Consider the following 19241-nt stretch of genomic DNA (forward strand, 5'->3'; position numbering starts at 1 on the left):
CCTCCGGTTCACCGGATCACGGTGATGTTCTGTCGGCGAATTTCATCTTGCGCAGCGGGCGTAATCAGCGTGTTACGGCCAATGTGCAGCAAGCCGCTGGTGTGATGAAGACGGATATCATTGAGTGTGATCAGTCGCTTTTGGCAGGCAGTGTCTTCAAGGCCTTTTATCGCAATGCCGTATTGCCTGAGCGAATCAACATAATCATTCAGCCGGGTCTGCAGCGGCGGCGTAAACGCACTGTCACTGAGATGCAGCAGTTCGGAATTGAGTGTGACAATCACCGGCGTATTTAAGCTGAGCGCGTGAAAAACCTGCGTAGTCGCGAGGTTATCGCGTAACCCCAGCGCAATTTTGCTCAGGCTGTTGGTGGAAAGCGCCGGCAAATACAGGCTGTCGTCGGTCAGCGTTGAAAACTCATCGGCACCGCTAACCGATTGAATTTCAGAGAGTAACGCAGATTTCAGGCCGGATTGTCCGGCGCTGTGTGAAAACATCACCCGGAGATCATAACCGGCAGATTCAAGCGCCCGCAGGCTTTTCAGAGTCTGTGGCAAGGTATTCAGATCGCTGCCGGTGATCACCACGCGCACGGTTTTGCGTCCGGCATTGCATGCCGCACGTTTGCGCACCAGCAGCTCGGCAATCGACTTATCAATCAGCCGTGACAAACGCTGAAGCTCCGGCGTATTCATGGGTGCGTCACCTTGCCGGTCCGAAACAGCAGGTCGCCGTTGCGCAGCCCCAGGCCGTTGGCTTCTTCCACATCGATATGCAATTCCAGCACTGCATCCGCACTGACCCGCACCAGCACATGGCTCAGAATGCCCGCCCGCTGGCCCTGTGCCTGCAAATCGATTTCCATGCCATCGCGCAAACCGTGGCGTTCTGCTTCCTGCGGGGAGATATGTATATGTCTCCAGGCCACAATGGTCCCGTGCGGTTTGCTGACTTGTCCTTTCGGCCCGACCAGCTCGATACCTGGCGAATTTTCCAGATCACCTGACATTCTCACCGGCGCTTTGACGCCCAGCGCAAAACTGTCGGCCACTGAAATTTCAATCTGCGTGACGCTGCGCAGCGGCCCGAGTACCCGCACATTGGCAATATCACCCTTGGGCGTACGCAAGGTAACGGTCTCTTCCGCAGCAAACTGACCGGGTTGTTTAACCGCTTTCAGGCGCGTCAGCGTCGAGCCATATCCGAACAACACATCCATATCTTCACGGCACAAATGCACGTGGCGGTTAGAAATACCGACTGGCACAGCAAACTTCGGTGCGCGGTATTCGCCGGTTTCAGCGATGCAGGAAAGCAGCAGGTCAATACTCTGCGCACAAGGTGTATAGGGATTGGAAGCGGTGCAACTATCGGCCAGCACGGCCTGTGTCAGCAAGGGGCGCATCGTTTCATATGCGGCCAGATCCGTACCGAGTTCTTTTAAGCTGCAGGGGATACCAAATTGCCGGTTTAGCTGTCGGAGGCACTCCACCAGTTGTGAAATCATGTCTTGTGGATCAGCAGTTGCGATACCCATAATTTTGGCGCACAGACAGTAACGGCGGGTCGTTTCAGGCGAGGCATGCGCGGCGTTAAATTCGGTGACTAAAGGCAACAACATGGCATTAATTTTACCATGAGGAATATGCAACATCCCGCCGATGGCGTGTGCCATGCCATGCACCAGCCCAAGGCCGGCCGAGTTAAACGCCATGCCCGCCATACAGGAAGCGTTATGCATATGAGTCCGCGCCGCGACGTCTTTATCATCCTCATAAATCTGCGGCAAATGCTGCCACGTCAGGGCGATGGCTTTTTCGGCCAGCGCATCACTGAAATCATTAGCGCCGGCTGAAACCAGTGCTTCGATGGCATGAGTCAGCACGTCCATTCCGGTATCAACTGCGATATGTCGCGGTACACTCAGCACCAGTTGCGGATCAAGAATGGCGGTATCCGGCACCAGTGCCTGCGAAACCAGCGGGTATTTGCGGCCATTCTGCGGGTCAGAAATAATCGCATAGGACGTCACTTCCGAACCGGAACCGCTGGTCGTCGGAATGGCGATCAGTTCGATGTCATATTGCTGAGAATCGGTCTGCTGATAGTAGTCTTCCAGCGTCACTTTGATGCCTTTGGCAGCATCCAGCGAAGACCCGCCGCCCAGTGCAATAATCACCTGTGGCCGGAAGGCTTTAAACTGTGCTGCGCCTTCCTGCAAAATTTCCGTGCACGGATCTGGCCTGACCTTGCCATACACCGATATCGTGGCCTGCGGCATCTGTTCCGTCAGATACGCGACCTTACCTGACGTCACCATAAATTCATCGGTGACAATCGCCACTTTCATATTAATCAGGCTGTTTAATGCCATGAGGGCGCCGTCGCCAAAGTACACGCGCGGGCTGGAGAAAAAATAACTCGCCATTATTTCAACACCTTTACTCAGGATGCCGGCTTACGGAAGGCGGCCGAAAAAAGATGCATTTAACCTAACATTCTGCTTCTGAAAGGCTGTTGCTCAGGGTTGTGCAGGTGGAGGACTTTTTTGCCCTGTTGTTTTTGCAACGGGCAAAAAAATGCAGGACGCAAGAAGATGACAGAGAAAAAAACACAAAACCTTTTGCATCAAATTGACACAATTTGTTATGTTATCACATATCACAAAACGCCTGAGTGGACGGGTTCAGGGATGACGCTAGACAAAACACAAAACAATGAGCCGGTTCTGGTGGTTGAAGGACTGACACTGCGGCTCGCCGGTGAAAACCGTATTTCCGGTTTGACCTTCAGCATCAACGCAGGCGAGCGCGTTTGTCTGCTCGGCGCTTCCGGCTCAGGCAAATCTCTGACCGCCAGGGCGATCACTGGCACAGCGCCCGCAGGCGCGGATCTCAGTGGTAGTATCCGGGTGAATGGCGCAGAAGTTTGCGGCAAACCGCCGGTATCACGTTGCGCGTATAGCCGTGTCGCCACGGTTTTTCAGGATTCTTCCGCTGCACTCAACCCGCTGATGACACTTGGAAAACAGCTGCGCCTCGCCCTGCCCGCTGCGAGCGCGGATGAGATTCACGCCATGCTGGACGCCGTGGGGTTGGGCGATATTGCGCGACTCTCTTCACGTTATCCGGCTGAACTTTCCGGTGGTCAGCGCCAGCGTTTGTGCCTTGCGCTGGCGATGCAATCTCGCGCAGCGTTGCTGGTGGCGGACGAGCCGACGACCGCGCTGGATGTGTTAACCCAGCATCAGGTTTTGCAGGCCATGCGTACAGCCTGTTTTGCCCGCCCTTCACGTGCGCTGCTGTTTATCACCCACGATATCGCCGTCGCCGCGCAATTATGCGAGCGCGCACTGGTGATGGAAAACGGTGTTCTGGTGGAATCTGCCGTGATGTCGCAGTTGCTCAGCCGCCCGCAACATCCGTATTCCAGACAACTGGTTCACGCCGCCAGACAGGCCGCCATGCTGCATCAGAATGCTGCGTCACTTTGCGGGGTTGCAGTCTGATGGAAATCCCACTGCATCTGGTCACCGAACCCTTTTTGCATCTGCATAACGTCAGCCGTCATCATGCGCTACCACGTGCCTTCTGGCGCAGACAGCACAAGACGCTGTTTGAGCATTTGTCGCTACGCGTAAGCCGCCACGAAACTCTCGGACTGGTGGGTGCCTCCGGCTGCGGTAAGTCTTCCCTGCTGAAAATTCTTCTGGCGCTCGAAGCACCCGACAGCGGAAAAGTGTATTGCGCGGGTACAGAAATCCGCCCGGGCTCAGCACGTTCTTTGCGGGAATACCGGCGGTGCGTGCAGTATATTCCGCAGGATCCTGCAGGCTCATTGCCACCTGCGCAGACGATCGGTCAGATTATTGCCGAACCGCTGAAACGTCTGGGTTTTGAAGGCGATATTCGTTTGCGGGTCAGCGATGTGATGGCGCAGGTGAGTCTCAGCGACACTCTCAACTCCCGGACGGCAGGCGAGCTTTCCGGCGGACAGGCGCAGCGTGTGGCGATTGCCCGTGCGCTGGCGATCCGCCCGCAATTTCTGGTGGCTGATGAGCCGGTCAGCGGGCTGGATCTGCCGCTGCGTGCGCAGGTCAAACAGCTGCTGCAACAGGTGACGCAGCAAAATGGCATGGGCCTGCTGATGGTGACACATGATATTTCGATGGTCGCCGGTTTATGCGACCGTCTGCTGGTGATGCACGGCGGTGAGATTGTAGAAGACCGCGCCACGCAGGACGTTTTGCGTTCGCCGGACCATACTCATACGCGGCAGTTACTCAACGCCATACCTCATTTACCTTTGATCGTTAACGGATAACCGGATGCTGACCCGTTTTATTGCGCGCCCTTCTGCGCCCAAACCGCCGCTGCTGCTTGCCAGCAGTCTGGTGTTTAATATTGGCTTTTATGCTGTCGTGCCATTTCTGGCGATTTTTCTTCGAGATGATTTACTGCTTTCCGGCTGGGCGATCGGGCTGGTGCTGGGTCTGCGGACGTTCTCACAACAAGGGATGTTTTTAGTCGGCGGCGCGTTATCAGATCGCTACGGCGCACGTCTCATTATTCTGCTCGGTTGCGTGGTGCGCATCGCCGGTTTCTTGCTGCTCGGACTTTCCGACACGCTGGCACCCGTGATCCTCGGTGCCTGCCTGACCGGTGTCGGTGGTGCGCTGTTTTCCCCTTCCATTGAAGCCCTGCTGGCGCAGGCCGGAACCCACAGCGAAAAAGCCGGAAAACGCAGCCGCGCCGAATGGTTTGCTCTGTCAGCAGTATGTGCCGAACTGGGTGCAGTGCTTGGGCCGCTGCTCGGTTCCCTGCTTTCCGGATACGGTTTTCAGCCGGTAGCGCTGGCCGGTTCCGGACTGTTTCTGATTGCGCTGCTGGTGCTGTTTTTCACCCTGCCCGCCACGCCAAAACGCGCCACAGAACTGAAAATTGTGCCGTGGTGGGAGACGTTCCGTCAGCCGCGTTTTGTGGCTTTTATCATCGCCTATAGCGCGTACCTGTTCAGCTACAACCAGCTCTATCTTGCACTGCCGGTTGAACTGCGCCGTTCTGGCGGCAGTGAGCAAGATCTCGGGCCACTGTTCGTCCTGGCTTCGGTTCTGGTGATCGTACTGCAAATGCCGCTGGCGCGTTTTGCCCGCCGGATGGGTGCCGCACGGATTTTACCTGCGGGCTTCGGATTGCTCTCTGCCGCGTTTGTCGCTGTCGCGCTGTTCGCCTGGACGATCCCGCCACAAGGCTGGCTGCGGCTGCTGCCATCTGTATTGCTGATCACCCTGCTGACTGTCGGCCAGATGTTGATTGTGCCGGTCGGGATGGATCTCATTCCTCGCTTTGCCGGGCAACATAATCTCGGCGCACATTATGGTGCGCTCTCGTCGATGGGCGGCATTGCGGTGCTGACGGGCAATTTCCTGCTCGGCGGCCTGCTTGATAACGCGCTAATTCCATCACCCGCTGCGGTCATTCCGTGGCTGGCGCTGGCGGCGGTTCCCTTTTTAAGTGCGCTGGCGATGTGGCGAATCTGCCGCCGCCTGCCTCCTCCCGCAATCTGACAAGGATTTTTTGATGTCTCTGTTACGTGTAAGCCCGCTGGCCGGGCTGCTTTCTGCTGCGCTATTACTGACCGGTTGCTTCAATGAAGCCGATAAAACTCCCCAACAAAGTGTCGATCAGCGCCTGCGGCTGGCGATGTTACAACCGCCACGTTCCGGCCTGACGCCGCTCAGCGACGATGCGTTTAAACTCTCGCGCTGGAGCACAGCAGAAACGCTGGTGGTGCTGGATAAAATGGGCGAAGCGCAACCGGCGCTGGCGACAAAATGGCAACAAACCGGCGATAACCGCTGGCGGTTTGAGTTACGCCCGGAGGTAGAATTCCATGATGGCAGCGCGCTTGATGCCGCCACGGTGGTAAATGCGCTGACCGTCGCCGCACAAGCTGCGCCAAAACCACGCATTCTGGATGGCGTGCAACTGACCGCTGAAGCGGACGGTCAGCTGGCCGTTGTCGTCACCACCGCGCAACCCGATCCGTTGTTGCCACAGCGACTTTCCAGCCCGCAGCTGGCCATCCTTTCAAAAAAAGCCTACAGCGCGGATGGCACGGTTAACCCGCGTCATACCGGTTCCGGCCCCTTTGAACTGGTGCAGGTCAACGGCACCAGCAGCGCCAGACTCGAGCGCTTCGCCGGTTATTGGGGGGAACAGGCTAAAGCCAGCGGCATCGACGTCAGTTTTGTGCCGGATGGTACCGCGCGGGGAGCAGCGTTACGTACCGGTTCAGCGGATATTGTGGAAGCTATTCCGGTTTCACAGGCACCGTTGCTCGACCAGCGTTTAATCCACGAAGTGCCCATGCCGCGCACCAACACGCTGTATCTCAACACGAAATCCGGCGTGATGCAGGATGCGGCATTGCGTGCCGCCGTGCGCCACGCGATTAACCGTCAGCAACTGGTGGATAACGTCTACGAAAAACGTGCCGACGTGGCGCAGGGTTTGCTCGGCCCGGCGCTGCCGTGGGCGGCAGAATTGCGCCAGCCGGTGAGCGATCCTGTTACTGCTGCTAAACCTGCCGGTGAAACCATCACATTAGCGACATTCAGTGACCGCGCCGAACTGCCGGAAGTGGCGGTGTATCTGGCGCAGCAGCTGACGGCGGCCGGTTTTACCGTCAATCAGGTGGTTCGCGAGTATTCACAAATCGAATCTGATGCGCTGGCAGGTAAGTTCGATGCGTTTATTTTATCGCGTGCGACAGTACTTGATTCCGGCGATCCGGTGGCCTACATGTACAGCGATTTCGCCTGCAAAGGTTCGTTTAACATCGCGCAACTTTGTCGCCCTGAAATCGACCAGGCGTTGCAAAAAGCCGCTGCCATTCCGGCAGGCAATGCGCGCCGTGAGGCCATTATGCGGGCTGAAAACCTGATCCTCTCAACTGATGCCGCCATTCCGATACTGCATGAACGAGTGATTCAGGGCGAAGCGGCTGATATTCGTGACGCCGTGCGCGACCCGCGTGAACGCACGCTAATCAACGCTGCTACACAGCGTGTGAGTCAGGCTGGCTGATGAGTGAATCTCTGTATTGCCGCACCTGCGCGGGTGTCAGCCGTCTGCGCATGAGCCAGTCCGCCGGAGCACTGATGCCACTGATTTCACGCCTGCTGACCCTGGCGGCGATAGTGGTGCTGACCGGTCTGCTGCCGTGGCTGTCCGGCGGTGATCCGGCGCTGTCATTACTGCGCGCGCGTTCCGGCGAGCAGGAAGCCACGGCAGAAACTCTGTCGGCAATCCGCCAGTCGGTCGGGCTGGATAACGGCCCCTGGTTCGCGCTGACGCACTGGTTGAGCGGTTTGTTGCTGCACGGCGACGCCGGTGTGTCCTGGGTTTCGGGATTGCCGGTTCTGCCCGGTATGTTGCAGGCAACCGGCGTTTCAATAACGCTGATGGCATCCTCCGCGGGCGTGGCCTTTACTCTCGCGCTGTTGTTGTGCGCCGGCACAATGTTGCGCGGATTACAGGGCAGAATGCCCCGCCCGGCGGGTTTTACCGCCGCGCTTTTCACCGCCCTGCCGGAGTTTTTACTGGCGTCAGTTTTGCTGATCATCGGTGCGGTCTGGCTTTCTCTTTTTCCGCCTTATGGCTGGCAAGGCTGGCATTACGCAGTGCTGCCTTCGCTGGCGCTGGGTATTCCGGCGGGCGGGTATCTCGGACGAATTTACTCTGATGCGCTCTGCGAAACCTTTAAAGAAAACTGGCTGACGACCTGGAGCGTGCTGGGTATTAAACGCCGTCACACCGCGCTGGCCGTTGTCTGCCGGACGCTGCCCGGGGTAATGCCACTGACCGGGCTGGTGCTGGTTTCCCTGACCGGCGGCGCAGTGGCGGTTGAAAAGGTGTTCGCCATTCCGGGTCTGGGGCGCGCCACGCTGGGCGCGGCGGCTGCGGGGGATTTACCGGCCTTACAGACCGGAATTCTGATCCTGCTGTTACTGGCGTCTTTTTTTGGCATGTTAACCGGCGGCGTGAGGATCTTACTCCTGGGGCGCGCCGTCAGGCTGAACGCGGTGCCGGTTCCGGCATCTTCTGACCACACGCAAAAATCGCGGCCGTGGATCCCGCTGTTCTGCCTGTTGATTCTTGTTGTAATGGTCTGCGCCGGTTTGCCACGCGACCCGCTGGCATCGGACTATTTACGGTTACAGCCGCCGTCTTTCGCCCTGCCTTTTGGCGCGGACGCTATGGGGCGCGACCTTCTCGCCCGTGTGGCGCACGGCACACTCAATACCTGTTTTCAGGCGCTGATTGTTTCGCTGATTTGTCTGGTCGCCGGGGCGATTGCCGGTGCGTTTCCCCGCGCAATGACCGGCCCTGTTGAAGTCGCCAATGCGCTACCGCCGGTGATCGCCGGATTAGTGGTCGCTGCCCTTAACGGCCCGACGGCAGGAGGCGCCATCATTGCCGTCACCGCCGTCAGCTGGGCGCCGCTGGCAGCTCACACCGCCGCGCGGGTGGCGGAAATCCGCGCGCGTCCTTATATGCAGATGCTGCCCCTTTCCGGCGTCGGGGCTATTCGTCGTCATGTGTTTTATGTGTTTCCCGCCCTTGCCGGTCCGCTTCTGCGCCACGCATTACTGCGTTTACCCGGCATCGCGCTGGCGCTGGCGTCTCTGGGTTTTCTCGGGCTTGGCGCACCGCCGCCGGTGCCTGAATGGGGACGCGTGCTGGCCGAAGGCATGCCTTATATCGAGCGTGCGGGCTGGACGGTTTTCGCCCCGGCAGGCGCGCTGGCGTTACTGTCAGTGATGGCCGTAACCCTGAGCAATGTACGCTGGAAAAATCCGGCCCGTGCTCGCTGAACCATTATCTGAATTTATAGTTTCGCGCTAATCTGTTGGACTGATTTATGACAAGAAGACAGAACAGGAAGACAGAAAATGGACTCGCGTAAACCGCTGGACGGATTTGCCAGCAGCGTGATGGTTGGGCTTTGTATTATCTGGGGTGTGCAGCAGGTGGCGATCAAAAGCGCCGCAGCGGATATCACGCCGTTGTTGCAGGTGGCGCTGCGCTCGGGCATGGCGGGGCTGGCGGTGATGGTCCTGATGCTCATCCGCCAGCGAAAAATTCCGTTCAGCGCACAGACGCTGCGCCCCGGATTGCTGGTCGGTTTGCTGTTCTCCGTTGAATTTATGTTTGTCGCTGAAGGGCTGCGGTTCACGACTGCCGCTCACATGGCGGTTTTCCTGTATACCGCACCGATTTTCGCTGCGCTCGGTCTGCATTTTCTGGTGCCGGAAGAACGCCTGAGCCGCCTACAATGGTCCGGCGTCGGCATCACCTTTCTCGGCGTAGTTGTCGCTTTCCTGTTTGGCGGCAATAATTCTACGGCACCGCAGGCCAGCAATATGCTGCTCGGCGATTTCTTCGGCCTGCTGGCCGGTGCCTTTTGGGGCATGACCACTATCGTGGTGCGTCGCAGCGCGTTATCTTCCGGCAGCGCCACCATGACGCTGTTTTATCAGCTGGCTGGTGCGTTCGTTTTGCTCGGTGCCACGGCGTTACTGACCGGTCAGACGCAGTTTCGCCTGACGCCGGTTTCTGTCAGCAGCATGGTATTTCAGACCTTGATCGTGACGTTCGGCAGTTATCTGGCGTGGTTCAGCCTGATGCGCCGTTATCAGGCTTCGCGTCTGGGGATCCTCTCGTTTATGACGCCGGTTTTCGGCATTATTGCGGGCGTGGTTTTTCTGCATGAACCGCTGAAAATCAACTTTATAGCCGGTGCGCTGCTTATCATGCTGGGGATCCTGACCGTGAGCGCCGAAGGAATGTTGCGCCAGTGGATAGCAAAAAGGCGTTTGGGGAAATTGCGTTAATGCCTGATTACAGTGAAAATTAATCCTGATCATTAAGCACGCGACACGAAGCAGCTAATCTGCTGCCTGTCCCCGCGATTACAAGAAAAATGGAGTTTATCATCGCCCGATCACAAGACATTTCAGCGATCAAGATCGTCAAAACATCAGCGACCCTGATGGGGCTGGCGCTGTTACTGGCCAGTTGCTCTTCGCAGCCGCCGAAATCACTGGTCACGCCGCTGCCACCGGTGTCCAAACAGCCACTGCCGGGTAAATCTGCGCAGTCGCATGAACCGGTGCGCGGTGTATGGCTGGCGACGGTTTCCCGTCTCGACTGGCCGCCGGTATCCTCGGTGACAGAAAGCAGTCCGGCTGCGCGCATCAGCCAGCAGAAAAAGGCTCTGACTGACAAACTCGACAAGCTGCAAAGTCTCGGAATAAACACCGTATTCTTCCAGGTGAAACCGGATGGCACGTCGCTGTGGGCCTCTAAAATCCTGCCGTGGTCGGATACGCTGACCGGCAAAATCGGCCAGGATCCGGGCTATGATCCGTTGCAGTTTATGCTCGATGAAGCGCATAAGCGCGGAATGAAGGTCCACGCCTGGTTTAACCCTTACCGCGTGTCGGTCAACACCAAACCTTCTACCGTGGCTGAGCTGAACAACACGCTGCCACTGCATCCTGCCAGCGTATTTGTCCTGCACCGCGACTGGATCCGCACCGCCAGCGACCGCTTTGTGCTCGACCCCGGTATTCCCGAAGCGCGCGACTGGATAACCAGCATCGTGGCCGAAGTGGTGTCGCGTTATCCGGTGGATGGCGTGCAGTTTGATGACTATTTCTATACTGAAGCGCCGGGTTCGACGCTTGACGATAATCTGACGTTCCGGCGCTACGGACACGGATTTGCCTCGAAAGCCGACTGGCGACGCCATAATACCCAGCTGCTAATTGAGCAGGTTTCACGCACCATTAAACAGCTGAAACCCGGCGTGGAATTTGGCGTCAGTCCGGCAGGCGTTTGGCGGAATGTATCGCACGATCCGGCAGGTTCCCGCACTTCAGGCGCGGCGGCCTATGATGAGGCGTATGCCGATACCCGTCTCTGGGTGCAGCAGGGTTTGCTTGATTACATCGCGCCGCAACTTTACTGGCCTTTTGCCCGCAAAGCCGCCCGTTATGATGTGCTGGCGCAGTGGTGGGCGGAAGTGGTGAAACCCACCCATACGCGCCTCTACATTGGTGTCGCGCTGTATAAAGTGGGTGAACCTTCGAAGAGTGAACCCGACTGGATGATTAGCGGCGGCGTGCCTGAGCTGAAAAAACAGCTCGATATGAATGAATCCAACCCGCAAATTCAGGGCACGATTCTGTTCAGGGAAAACTACCTCAACCAGCCGCAGACGCAGGAAGCCGTCAGCTACCTGAAACGCAGATGGGGCAACGCAGGCTGAGGCAACAGGAACGCGACCGGTCAGGCGGTCGCGTTTTGAAAATCTTCTTTTTTAAGGCGCATCGGTGTAATCGGCATACCGTAAAAATCGGTGGTCGGGCCGGTGATTACACCGCCCAGATCACTGATGATTTTCACCGTGGAATCCCGCGCATCCAGCAGCACTTTATCCGTTTGCTCCAGCATCTCCTGCAATGAAACACGCGCCAGTTGTTTACCGATCCCCATTCCGCGATAGCACGGATTCACCGCAAACCGTCCCCAGTGCCAGTGATTATTTTCATACCAGCAGGAAACGGTGCCCAGAACATATTCCCCCGAGCGGACTATCCAGCACTGACTTTTCAACTGCGGCGGTAATGAAATCAATTCCGCCGGAATATTCTGCTCCTGCGCAAAGGTCTCAGTTAATAGTTTTGTCACTTCCGGCAGGTAATTACTGCGCATAATTTCAATTTGTATTCTTTGCGGATGACGTGCAGCGTTACGCCGGAAGGTGTTAATTCTCAGCGCACGTAACCCGTTTATTATTTCCTGCGCATCCTGTAACGCCATTGCATTATCGATAAATGATAATTCATTATCCGCCGCATCATCCGCCGTCGCTAAACTCCGCGCACCCGCCGCCGTCAGCTGAAAACTTTTCTGCCGTTTGTCTTTGACACCCGCCACCGGTTCAACATAATTTTTCCCGGCCAGCACGTTCAGCGTCCGGCTCAGGGACGCCTTGTCCATACTCAGCTGCAGACATAATTCGGCAAAAGACGTCACGCCATTCTTCGACAGATAGGTCAGCAGATGCGCCTGTGTCAGGGATAAACCCGAGCGAAAACAGTTCTTATCCAGCAGCCCGAGCTCCCTGACAAGATAGCGGAGCTCGGTACGGATCGTGTGAATGGCCGACATGATTAACCCTGATTGTTGATAGTATCAATGAAATTAAAGGATCTCCATTATTCTGTCAAGACGCTAGTTTGAAAGCCGCTTTATATTGGCGTTCCAGACTACTTTTATAGCGAAGAGAGATAACCTTAAAAATTTACGCGGTAAGCTTTTAACCTTAGAATGAAGTTATCTGCTTCTTTATTAAAAATAATTAGCATTCTGAATGCATAAGCCTGACTGACTGCTGAGGAACACTGCTTTATGCGACAAACACCTCTGAATTATCCGACTCACGAACATTCTGAAGCTTGTCTGTGCCACAGCCCCGCCTTTGTACGAATCAACACAGTCCTGAGCCGGGAAGCCGCAAAAGCACCGCCCATCACCGCTGCAACAGTTTCCGCGGCTCTACCGGGCGAAAAATCCCTCCGTGAGGCCACAACGGCGACATCTGCGCACCTGAAAGCGTTCATAAATGTGCGAATTTTCGATGGTGTTTCTGACGAGCTGCGCGAAGGTTTGCAGGTCATTATTGAAGGCAATGTGATTAAGGCCATCGAAACGGCGGGCACACCATTACCTCAGAATGCCACGATAATTGATGGTGCAGGCGGTGTTCTGATGCCGGGGCTGATTGATGCCCACTGGCATGCGATCATGGCGCGTCCGTCAATGATGACCGCTATGACGGCTGATTTTAACTATATTCAGGCGCTGGCGATTGCTGAGGCGCAGGCGACGGTATTGCGTGGTTTTACCACTGTACGCGATATGGGCGGCCCGGTCTTTGGCCTGAAACGGGCGATTGACGAACAGATAACGCCGGGGCCACGTATCTATCCATCGGGTGCATTTATTTCGCAAACCGGCGGACATGGCGATTTCCGGCTGCTGCATGAAGTACCGCGCGCACCTGGCGACAACCTGAGTTATATCGAACGGATCGGGATCACGGCGATCGCTGATGGAGCTGATCAGGTTCTGTTGCGTGCCCGGGAGCAACTGATGCGCGGCGCATCGCAGGTTAAGTTCATGGCGGGCGGTGGCGTCGCCTCAATGTATGACGGCATCGATGTCACCGAAGGTTCCGTACCAGAAATCCAGGCGGCGGTGACCGCAGCGGAAAACTGGGGAACATATGTGACCGTGCACGCCTACACGGCGCGGGCGGTGTCGATGGCAATCAAAGGTGGCGTGAAGTGCATTGAACACGGCCAGTTGGTGGATGAAGACACGGTGCAGTTGATGGCGCAACAGCATATATGGTGGTGTCTGCAGCCTTTCCTCGATGATGAAGATGCGGTGCCGATGGCGACGCCTGCATCGCGCGCCAAACAGCTTGTAATGTCTGCGGGGACTGATACGGCTTACCAGCTTGCCAAAAAATACAACATCAAAACCGCCTGGGGCACGGACACTCTTTTTGACGCTCATCTCGCCACCCGTCAGGGCGCGCAGTTAGCCAAACTGGTGCGCTGGTACACCCCGGTGGAGATCCTGAAAATGGCCACCAGCGTGAACGCCGAGCTATGCGCCCTCTCCGGCCCCCGCAATCCGTACCCCGGTAAGTTGGGCGTTATTGAAGCGGGTGCGCTGGCAGACATGATCGTCGTAGACGGCGATCCGCTGACAGATATTGAGCTTATCGCCCGGCCGGAAGAAGCGTTCCGCGTTATTGTGAAAGACGGAAATGTTATGAAAAATACGCTGTAACAGACGGGGAAATACTGCCAGTCCCCATCCTACAGCATCACTTTCGCCGCCATTTCACGGCTGTAGTCACGGCTGGCGTCGACCAGCACGCGGGTGTAATCGTCCGTGATATCGCCGCGCAGCAGGGCATCGGTTTCCAGTGTTTCAAGGATTTTGCCGTATTTCATCACCGCGACGCGCTGGCAGAGATGGGCGATCACACCCAAATCGTGGGTGACCATCAGATAAGTCAGGCCTTCCTCTTTTTGAAGATCGAACAGCAAATTGAGGATTTCTGCCTGTACCGACACATCCAGCGCAGAAGTCGGTTCGTCGAGAAGTAACACGCGCGGTTTGAGGATCAGCGCCCGCGCAATTGCCACGCGCTGGCGCTGGCCGCCGGAAAGCTGATGCGGATAACGGCTGCGGAACGCACGGTTCAGGCCGACTTTCTCCAGAATGGTATTAATGCGCTGATCACGCTGGTCGATACGGTGAATTTGCAGCGGTTCTTCCAGAATGTCGCCGATAGTATGGCGCGGATGCAAGGAGCCGTAAGGATCCTGAAACACCATCTGCACCAGACGACAGCGGTCGCGTCCGATGCGGTGCTCAAGCTGCTGGCCATCGATTTTCAGCTCGCCCTTCCAGTGAGTAAACAACCCCGCCAGACATTTCAGCACCGTGGTTTTACCGGAACCGGATTCGCCCACCAGCCCGAAAATCTCGCCTTCACGCACGGCGATATTCACATCCGTCAGCACCTGCGTGGTTTTCGCGCCTTCGCCAAACGTCAGGTTCAGGTTGCGCACATCAATCATGGTTTTAGCTGTCATGTCGGTTCCTTAATCTGTCAGCCAGCTGGCCTGCCGCTGCATCACCGGCAGCGGATAACGACGGTTATCCATGTCCGGCAGCGCGTTTAACAGGCCGCGAGTGTACGGATGCTGCGCGTTATCAAGATCGGTAGCGGCGATGGATTCGACGATGCGTCCGGCGTACATCACCAGCACACGATCGCAGAAACTGCGCACCAGATTGATGTCGTGACTGATAAAGATCAGCCCCAGACCGCGCGTTTTCACCAGGTCGTCGAGCAGCGCCAGCACCTGTAAACGCACGGACACATCCAGCGCCGAGGTCGGTTCATCGGCGATCACCATTTCCGGGTCGGTGATCAGCATCATTGCAATCATGATGCGCTGTCCCTGCCCGCCGGATATCTCATGCGGGTACAGACCGTAAACGCGTTCCGGATCCCGGATGCGCACCACGTCGAGCATGTTCAGCACTTTGCGTTTAGCATCCTGATACGAACATTTGTGGTGCGACCGCCACGCTTCGGCAATCTGATCGCCCACGCACAGCACCGGATTCAGTGAGTATTTCGGGTCCTGCATAATCATCGAAATCCGTTTGCCGCGAACCTGACGCATCTGCTTCGGGCTGGCGTGCAGCAAATCGACATCGGCGAACTGCATTTTGCTGGCGGTGATCTGCGCTTTTGACGGATGCAGATGCAACAGCGCACGACCGACGGTGGATTTACCCGAGCCGGATTCGCCGACAATAGCCAGTTTTTCGCGTCCGAGCTGGAAAGACACGCCGCGTACCGCCTGCGTCACCTGACGACCATTCACAAAACTGACGTGCAAATCCTGCACATCGAGTAACGCCTGAGCGTCAGTCATTTCTGGGATCGAGAATGTCACGAAGGCCATCTCCTAAAAAGTTGAACGCCAGACTGTTAATCAGGATCGCCAGACCGGGAATAGTCGCCACCCACCAGCACTCCATCATGTACGTACGCCCGCTGGATATCATCGCGCCCCACTCCGGATCCGGTGGCTGTGCGCCGAGGCCGAGGAAGCCCAGACCGGCGGCAGTCAGAATGATACCGGCCATATTCATGGTGATACGGATGATCACCGACGGCAGGCACAGCGGCACAATGTGACGCCACAAAACTCGCAGCGGACTCGCGCCCTGCAAACGCACCGCTGAGATAAAGTCAGCCTGTCGCAGCGAGAGCGTTTCAGCACGCGCCAGACGCGCAATTGGCGGCCACGCGGTGAGCGTAATGGCAATCACTACATGTTCCAGCCCCGGCCCGAGCGCGGCGACAAACGCCAGCGCCAGCACCAGACTCGGGAAAGAGATGAAAATATCGGTGACGCGCATCAGCACCATGTCGGTTTTGCCGCCGAAATACCCGGCGGTGACACCTAACAGTAATCCGAGCGGCCCGACGGTGACCGATACCAGCAGCACGATGTACAAAGTGATGCGCGAGCCATACACCAGACGGCTGAAGATATCGCGGCCAAACTCGTCGGTGCCGAACCAGTGTGCCGCCGACGGCGGGCTGAGCGCGTTGTTTAAATCCTGCACCAGCGGATGAAACGGCGCGATCCACGGCGCGAAAATCGCCACAATCATCAGCACCAGAACTATCGCGCCGCCGATGGCCGTCAGCGGATTACAGGCCATCTGCCACAGAAAATGGCCCACGCGGCCAAACGCCCTTTTCACGCGCTGACGTTTTTCGTCGCCTGCGCTGAGCGTGACGGAATCGAGGGAAATCGTCATACTTTTGTCCTCGGGTCAAAGACCTGATAGAGCAGGTCAGAGAGCAAATTCAGCACCACGAAAATCATGCCGACCACCAGCACGCAGCCCATCACCGCGTTCATGTCACCTAACATCAGGCTGCTGGTGAGATACGAACCGAAGCCCGGCCACGAGAACACAGTTTCGATCAGCACCGCGCCTTCGAGCAGCGAGCCGTAAGCCAGCGCCACCACAGTCAGCAACTGAACCAGAATGTTGCGGAAGGCGTGATTCCACAGCACATGCCATTCACTCAGCCCTTTGACGCGGGCAGTGATAATGAATTCCTGTGAAAGCTGCGCCAGCATAAAGCTGCGGGTCATGCGGCTGATGTAGGCCAGCGAATGAAAGCCGAGCAACGACGCAGGCAGGATCAGGTGATTAAGCGCGTTGCGGAACACTTCCCAGTTTCCCGCGATCAGCGCGTCAATCAGCATAAAACCGCTGTGGCGCGTAACCTGTCCGTCGAGGCTGAAATCTACCCGTCCGGCACCGCCTACCCAACCGAGCCAGGCATAAAACACCAGTAAACCCATCATGCCGACCCAGAATATCGGCGTGGAATAACCGGCCAGACTGATGATGCGCACCACGTAATCCGCAATACTGTTGCGTTTTGCCGCCGCCAGCACACCTAACGGTATGCCGACGCCTGCGCCAAGAATGATCGCCAGCGTCGCCAGTTCCATGGTGGCCGGGAACACGCGCAGAATGTCCTGCGTCACCGGTTTGCCGGTCAGCAGCGCGTTGCCTAAATCGCCGTGCGCCAGCCCGGAAAGGTAGATGCCGAACTGCGTCCACAACGGTTTATCAAAACCGAGCTGGTGGTAAACCTGTTCATAGGTGCTGTGGTCGGCGTCCGGTCCGACAATCGCCAGCACCGGATCCACCGGCATCACGCGGCCAATAAAAAAAGTCAGCAACAGCAAGCCAAACAGTGTGACCGCCACCTGCACCAGCCGTTTGCCGATACGTCCGGCGGGGAATGACATCCGCGCCGTTTGCTTTGAAGCGGGAGCCGGGATTTGCATGGTCATAATCCTTTACCTCCGGTTGGCTGCACGTCAGCAGGTTCGTCTTTCCAGACGTCGCGCAGGAACGTGGTCGCAGAGGGATGCGGCAGATAGTTTTTGACGTCCCTGCGCACCACGATGGAATCAACCATTTGCGAGAGCGGCACCAGCGCCGGGATCAGCGCGTCATAGCGTTCCTGAATGGCGAAGTAATCCTGTTTTTGTTTCTCCGGGTCACGTTCGAGCAGCGCCTGATCAATATCCGTGTTCAGCTGTTTGTCGTAAAAACCGGTGCGCCAGCCCTGAAAGTTGGTCAGCTGCGCCGCGTCGTTGTTATCCGGGTTATAAACCAGCGCGCGCAGGCTGGAATGCGGATGCGGTTCCACGCCGCTGCCGCCGCGCCCGACCAGCATGTCGAACTTACGTTCACGCATCGCGCCGTAAATCTGGTTACCGGTGCCGGTGACAATTTTGGCGCGAATGCCTGCCTGCATCAGCGTGGACTGCACAGCAATGGCGATATTGAGGAATGGCTGATCCGCCAGCACCCGCAGCGTGGTATCAAAACCGTCGGGATATCCGGCTTCTGCCAACAAAGTTTTCGCCCGCGGAATATCGAGCTGGTAACCCGGATCCGGCAACGTGGCAGGCATCCCGACCTGAATCGGCCGCTGATGCACAATGCCGTAGCCGTTCATTAGCGCCTTGCCGATGCCCTGATAATCAATCAGATAGCGCACCGCTTCGCGTACTTTCGGGTTAGCAAAATGCGGCTCTTTCATGCTCATCGCCACGTAATAAATGGTGCCTTTTTTTACCTGATCGACCTGCATCGCCGGGTCGTGACTGAGCGCGGTAACATCCGATACGGCCATGTTATTGGCAATGTCCAGATCGCCTTTTTCAATCATCAGGCGCAACGTCTGCGACTCCTGAAAATGACGGAAGACTACGCGCGAAAGCTTAGGTTCACCGCGCCAGTACTGCGGATTACGGCTCATGTTCAGCACGTCTTTCGCCTGCCAGTTATCGAGGCGAAACGGCCCGGAACCGGCTTCGTTGGTGGTCAGCCAGCGGTTACCCCAGTCGCCATTCACTTCATGCGCCTGCACAGTTTTGCTGTCCAGCGCTACCACGCTGCCGAGCGCCGCAAGTGAGTAAATCACCAGTTTCGGGTCATTGGGTTTAGGTAACTGAATTTCGACGATACCGGGAGACGGCGAACGCACCATCTCATCGACATTCTTTTTGCTGAAACCGTAGGATTTCCACACCGAGGCCTGTGCAAGATTGAGGTGCAGAATGCGGCGCATCGACCACACCACATCGTCAGCGGTCACCGGATTGCCGGAGTGGAATTTCACGCCGTCGCGCAGATGAAACGTGATGAGATTACGGGCGTCATTGACCTCCCACGAGGTCGCCAGCGCCGGGCGCACGTTGGTGAGTTGTTGCGGATCAAGCTCAATCAGCGGGTCATAAAGATTGACCACGATGCCGACAATATCATTGCCGGTCATCGCTGCCGGATCGAGCGTTAACAGGTTATTCATGTTCATGCCGATGATCAGCTGGTCGGGCGGCGTTTTTGCCTGCGCCGTCCAGCCACCGGTCATCAGCAGGAGCGCGAAAATCCACGCGCCCCACGTTTTGCCAGAGTTCATGATGTACCTTCCGGGTAGAGTCAGAGGTTTATTATTTTTTT

The 19241-nt window shown here is 56.9% G+C and carries 16 protein-coding genes; 8 read left to right on the forward strand and 8 right to left on the reverse strand.

Going from position 1 to position 19241, the window contains the following annotated elements; translation table 11 throughout:
• Positions 1-8 precede the first annotated feature (8 nt).
• On the reverse strand, positions 9-695 hold the full coding sequence (locus tag ACJY2G_RS04250; protein WP_439291360.1) for a flavoprotein: 687 nt from the start codon (positions 693-695) through the stop codon (positions 9-11).
• Complete coding sequence (pduL, locus tag ACJY2G_RS04255; protein WP_439291361.1) at positions 692-2428, reverse strand: phosphate propanoyltransferase; 1737 nt, start codon at positions 2426-2428, stop codon at positions 692-694. The genes ACJY2G_RS04250 and pduL overlap by 4 nt, the downstream gene beginning before the upstream one ends.
• Positions 2429-2692: 264 nt before the next feature.
• On the opposite strand from pduL, the gene ACJY2G_RS04260 reads away from it, so the two are divergent.
• From ACJY2G_RS04260 to ACJY2G_RS04290, 7 genes are all read left to right on the forward strand, one after another.
• Positions 2693-3508, forward strand: a complete 816-nt coding sequence (locus ACJY2G_RS04260; protein WP_439291363.1) for an ATP-binding cassette domain-containing protein — start codon at positions 2693-2695, stop codon at positions 3506-3508.
• Entirely contained in the window at positions 3508-4323 is an 816-nt protein-coding gene (locus tag ACJY2G_RS04265; protein ID WP_439291365.1) for an ABC transporter ATP-binding protein, read from the forward strand. The genes ACJY2G_RS04260 and ACJY2G_RS04265 overlap by 1 nt, the downstream gene beginning before the upstream one ends.
• Before the next feature lie 4 nt (positions 4324-4327).
• Positions 4328-5566, forward strand: a complete 1239-nt coding sequence (locus tag ACJY2G_RS04270) for an MFS transporter (RefSeq protein ID WP_439291367.1) — start codon at positions 4328-4330, stop codon at positions 5564-5566.
• A gap of 13 nt (positions 5567-5579) precedes the next feature.
• A complete protein-coding gene (locus ACJY2G_RS04275; protein ID WP_439291368.1) occupies positions 5580-7088 on the forward strand; it encodes an ABC transporter substrate-binding protein in 1509 nt (502 codons plus the stop codon).
• Entirely contained in the window at positions 7088-8878 is a 1791-nt protein-coding gene (locus ACJY2G_RS04280) for an ABC transporter permease subunit (protein WP_439291370.1), read from the forward strand. Before ACJY2G_RS04275 ends, ACJY2G_RS04280 begins: the two co-directional genes overlap by 1 nt.
• Positions 8879-8956: 78 nt before the next feature.
• Complete coding sequence (locus ACJY2G_RS04285) at positions 8957-9898, forward strand: DMT family transporter (protein WP_430319461.1); 942 nt, start codon at positions 8957-8959, stop codon at positions 9896-9898.
• Between the two features lie 89 nt (positions 9899-9987).
• Positions 9988-11337 (forward strand): glycoside hydrolase family 10 protein, encoded by a 1350-nt coding sequence (locus ACJY2G_RS04290; RefSeq protein ID WP_430319460.1) that lies wholly within the window; start codon positions 9988-9990, stop codon positions 11335-11337.
• Positions 11338-11357: 20 nt separating this feature from the next.
• On the opposite strand, the gene ACJY2G_RS04295 is transcribed toward ACJY2G_RS04290, so the two are convergent.
• Positions 11358-12242: a GNAT family N-acetyltransferase gene (locus ACJY2G_RS04295; RefSeq protein ID WP_430319459.1), complete on the reverse strand. Its 885-nt coding sequence runs from the start codon at positions 12240-12242 to the stop codon at positions 11358-11360.
• Positions 12243-12482: 240 nt separating this feature from the next.
• On the opposite strand from ACJY2G_RS04295, the gene ACJY2G_RS04300 reads away from it, so the two are divergent.
• Entirely contained in the window at positions 12483-13934 is a 1452-nt protein-coding gene (locus ACJY2G_RS04300) for an amidohydrolase family protein (RefSeq protein WP_430319458.1), read from the forward strand.
• 29 nt (positions 13935-13963) lie between these two features.
• On the opposite strand, the gene ACJY2G_RS04305 is transcribed toward ACJY2G_RS04300, so the two are convergent.
• The 5 genes from ACJY2G_RS04305 to ACJY2G_RS04325 are packed head-to-tail and all read right to left on the reverse strand — an operon-like array spanning position 13964 to position 19200.
• Positions 13964-14734, reverse strand: coding sequence for an ABC transporter ATP-binding protein (locus ACJY2G_RS04305; RefSeq protein ID WP_430319650.1), 771 nt, complete (start codon positions 14732-14734; stop codon positions 13964-13966).
• A 24-nt stretch (positions 14735-14758) separates the two neighbouring features.
• Complete coding sequence (locus tag ACJY2G_RS04310) at positions 14759-15625, reverse strand: ABC transporter ATP-binding protein (RefSeq protein WP_120162978.1); 867 nt, start codon at positions 15623-15625, stop codon at positions 14759-14761.
• Complete coding sequence (locus tag ACJY2G_RS04315) at positions 15597-16502, reverse strand: ABC transporter permease (RefSeq protein ID WP_112287441.1); 906 nt, start codon at positions 16500-16502, stop codon at positions 15597-15599. Before ACJY2G_RS04315 ends, ACJY2G_RS04310 begins: the two co-directional genes overlap by 29 nt.
• Positions 16499-17515 (reverse strand): ABC transporter permease, encoded by a 1017-nt coding sequence (locus ACJY2G_RS04320; protein WP_112287452.1) that lies wholly within the window; start codon positions 17513-17515, stop codon positions 16499-16501. The genes ACJY2G_RS04315 and ACJY2G_RS04320 overlap by 4 nt, the downstream gene beginning before the upstream one ends.
• Positions 17516-17556: 41 nt before the next feature.
• Complete coding sequence (locus ACJY2G_RS04325; RefSeq protein ID WP_430319457.1) at positions 17557-19200, reverse strand: ABC transporter substrate-binding protein; 1644 nt, start codon at positions 19198-19200, stop codon at positions 17557-17559.
• Positions 19201-19241 lie beyond the last annotated feature (41 nt).

This window comes from Rahnella sp. ATs2 (assembly GCF_051851855.1).
GTDB lineage: Bacteria > Pseudomonadota > Gammaproteobacteria > Enterobacterales > Enterobacteriaceae > Rahnella > Rahnella variigena.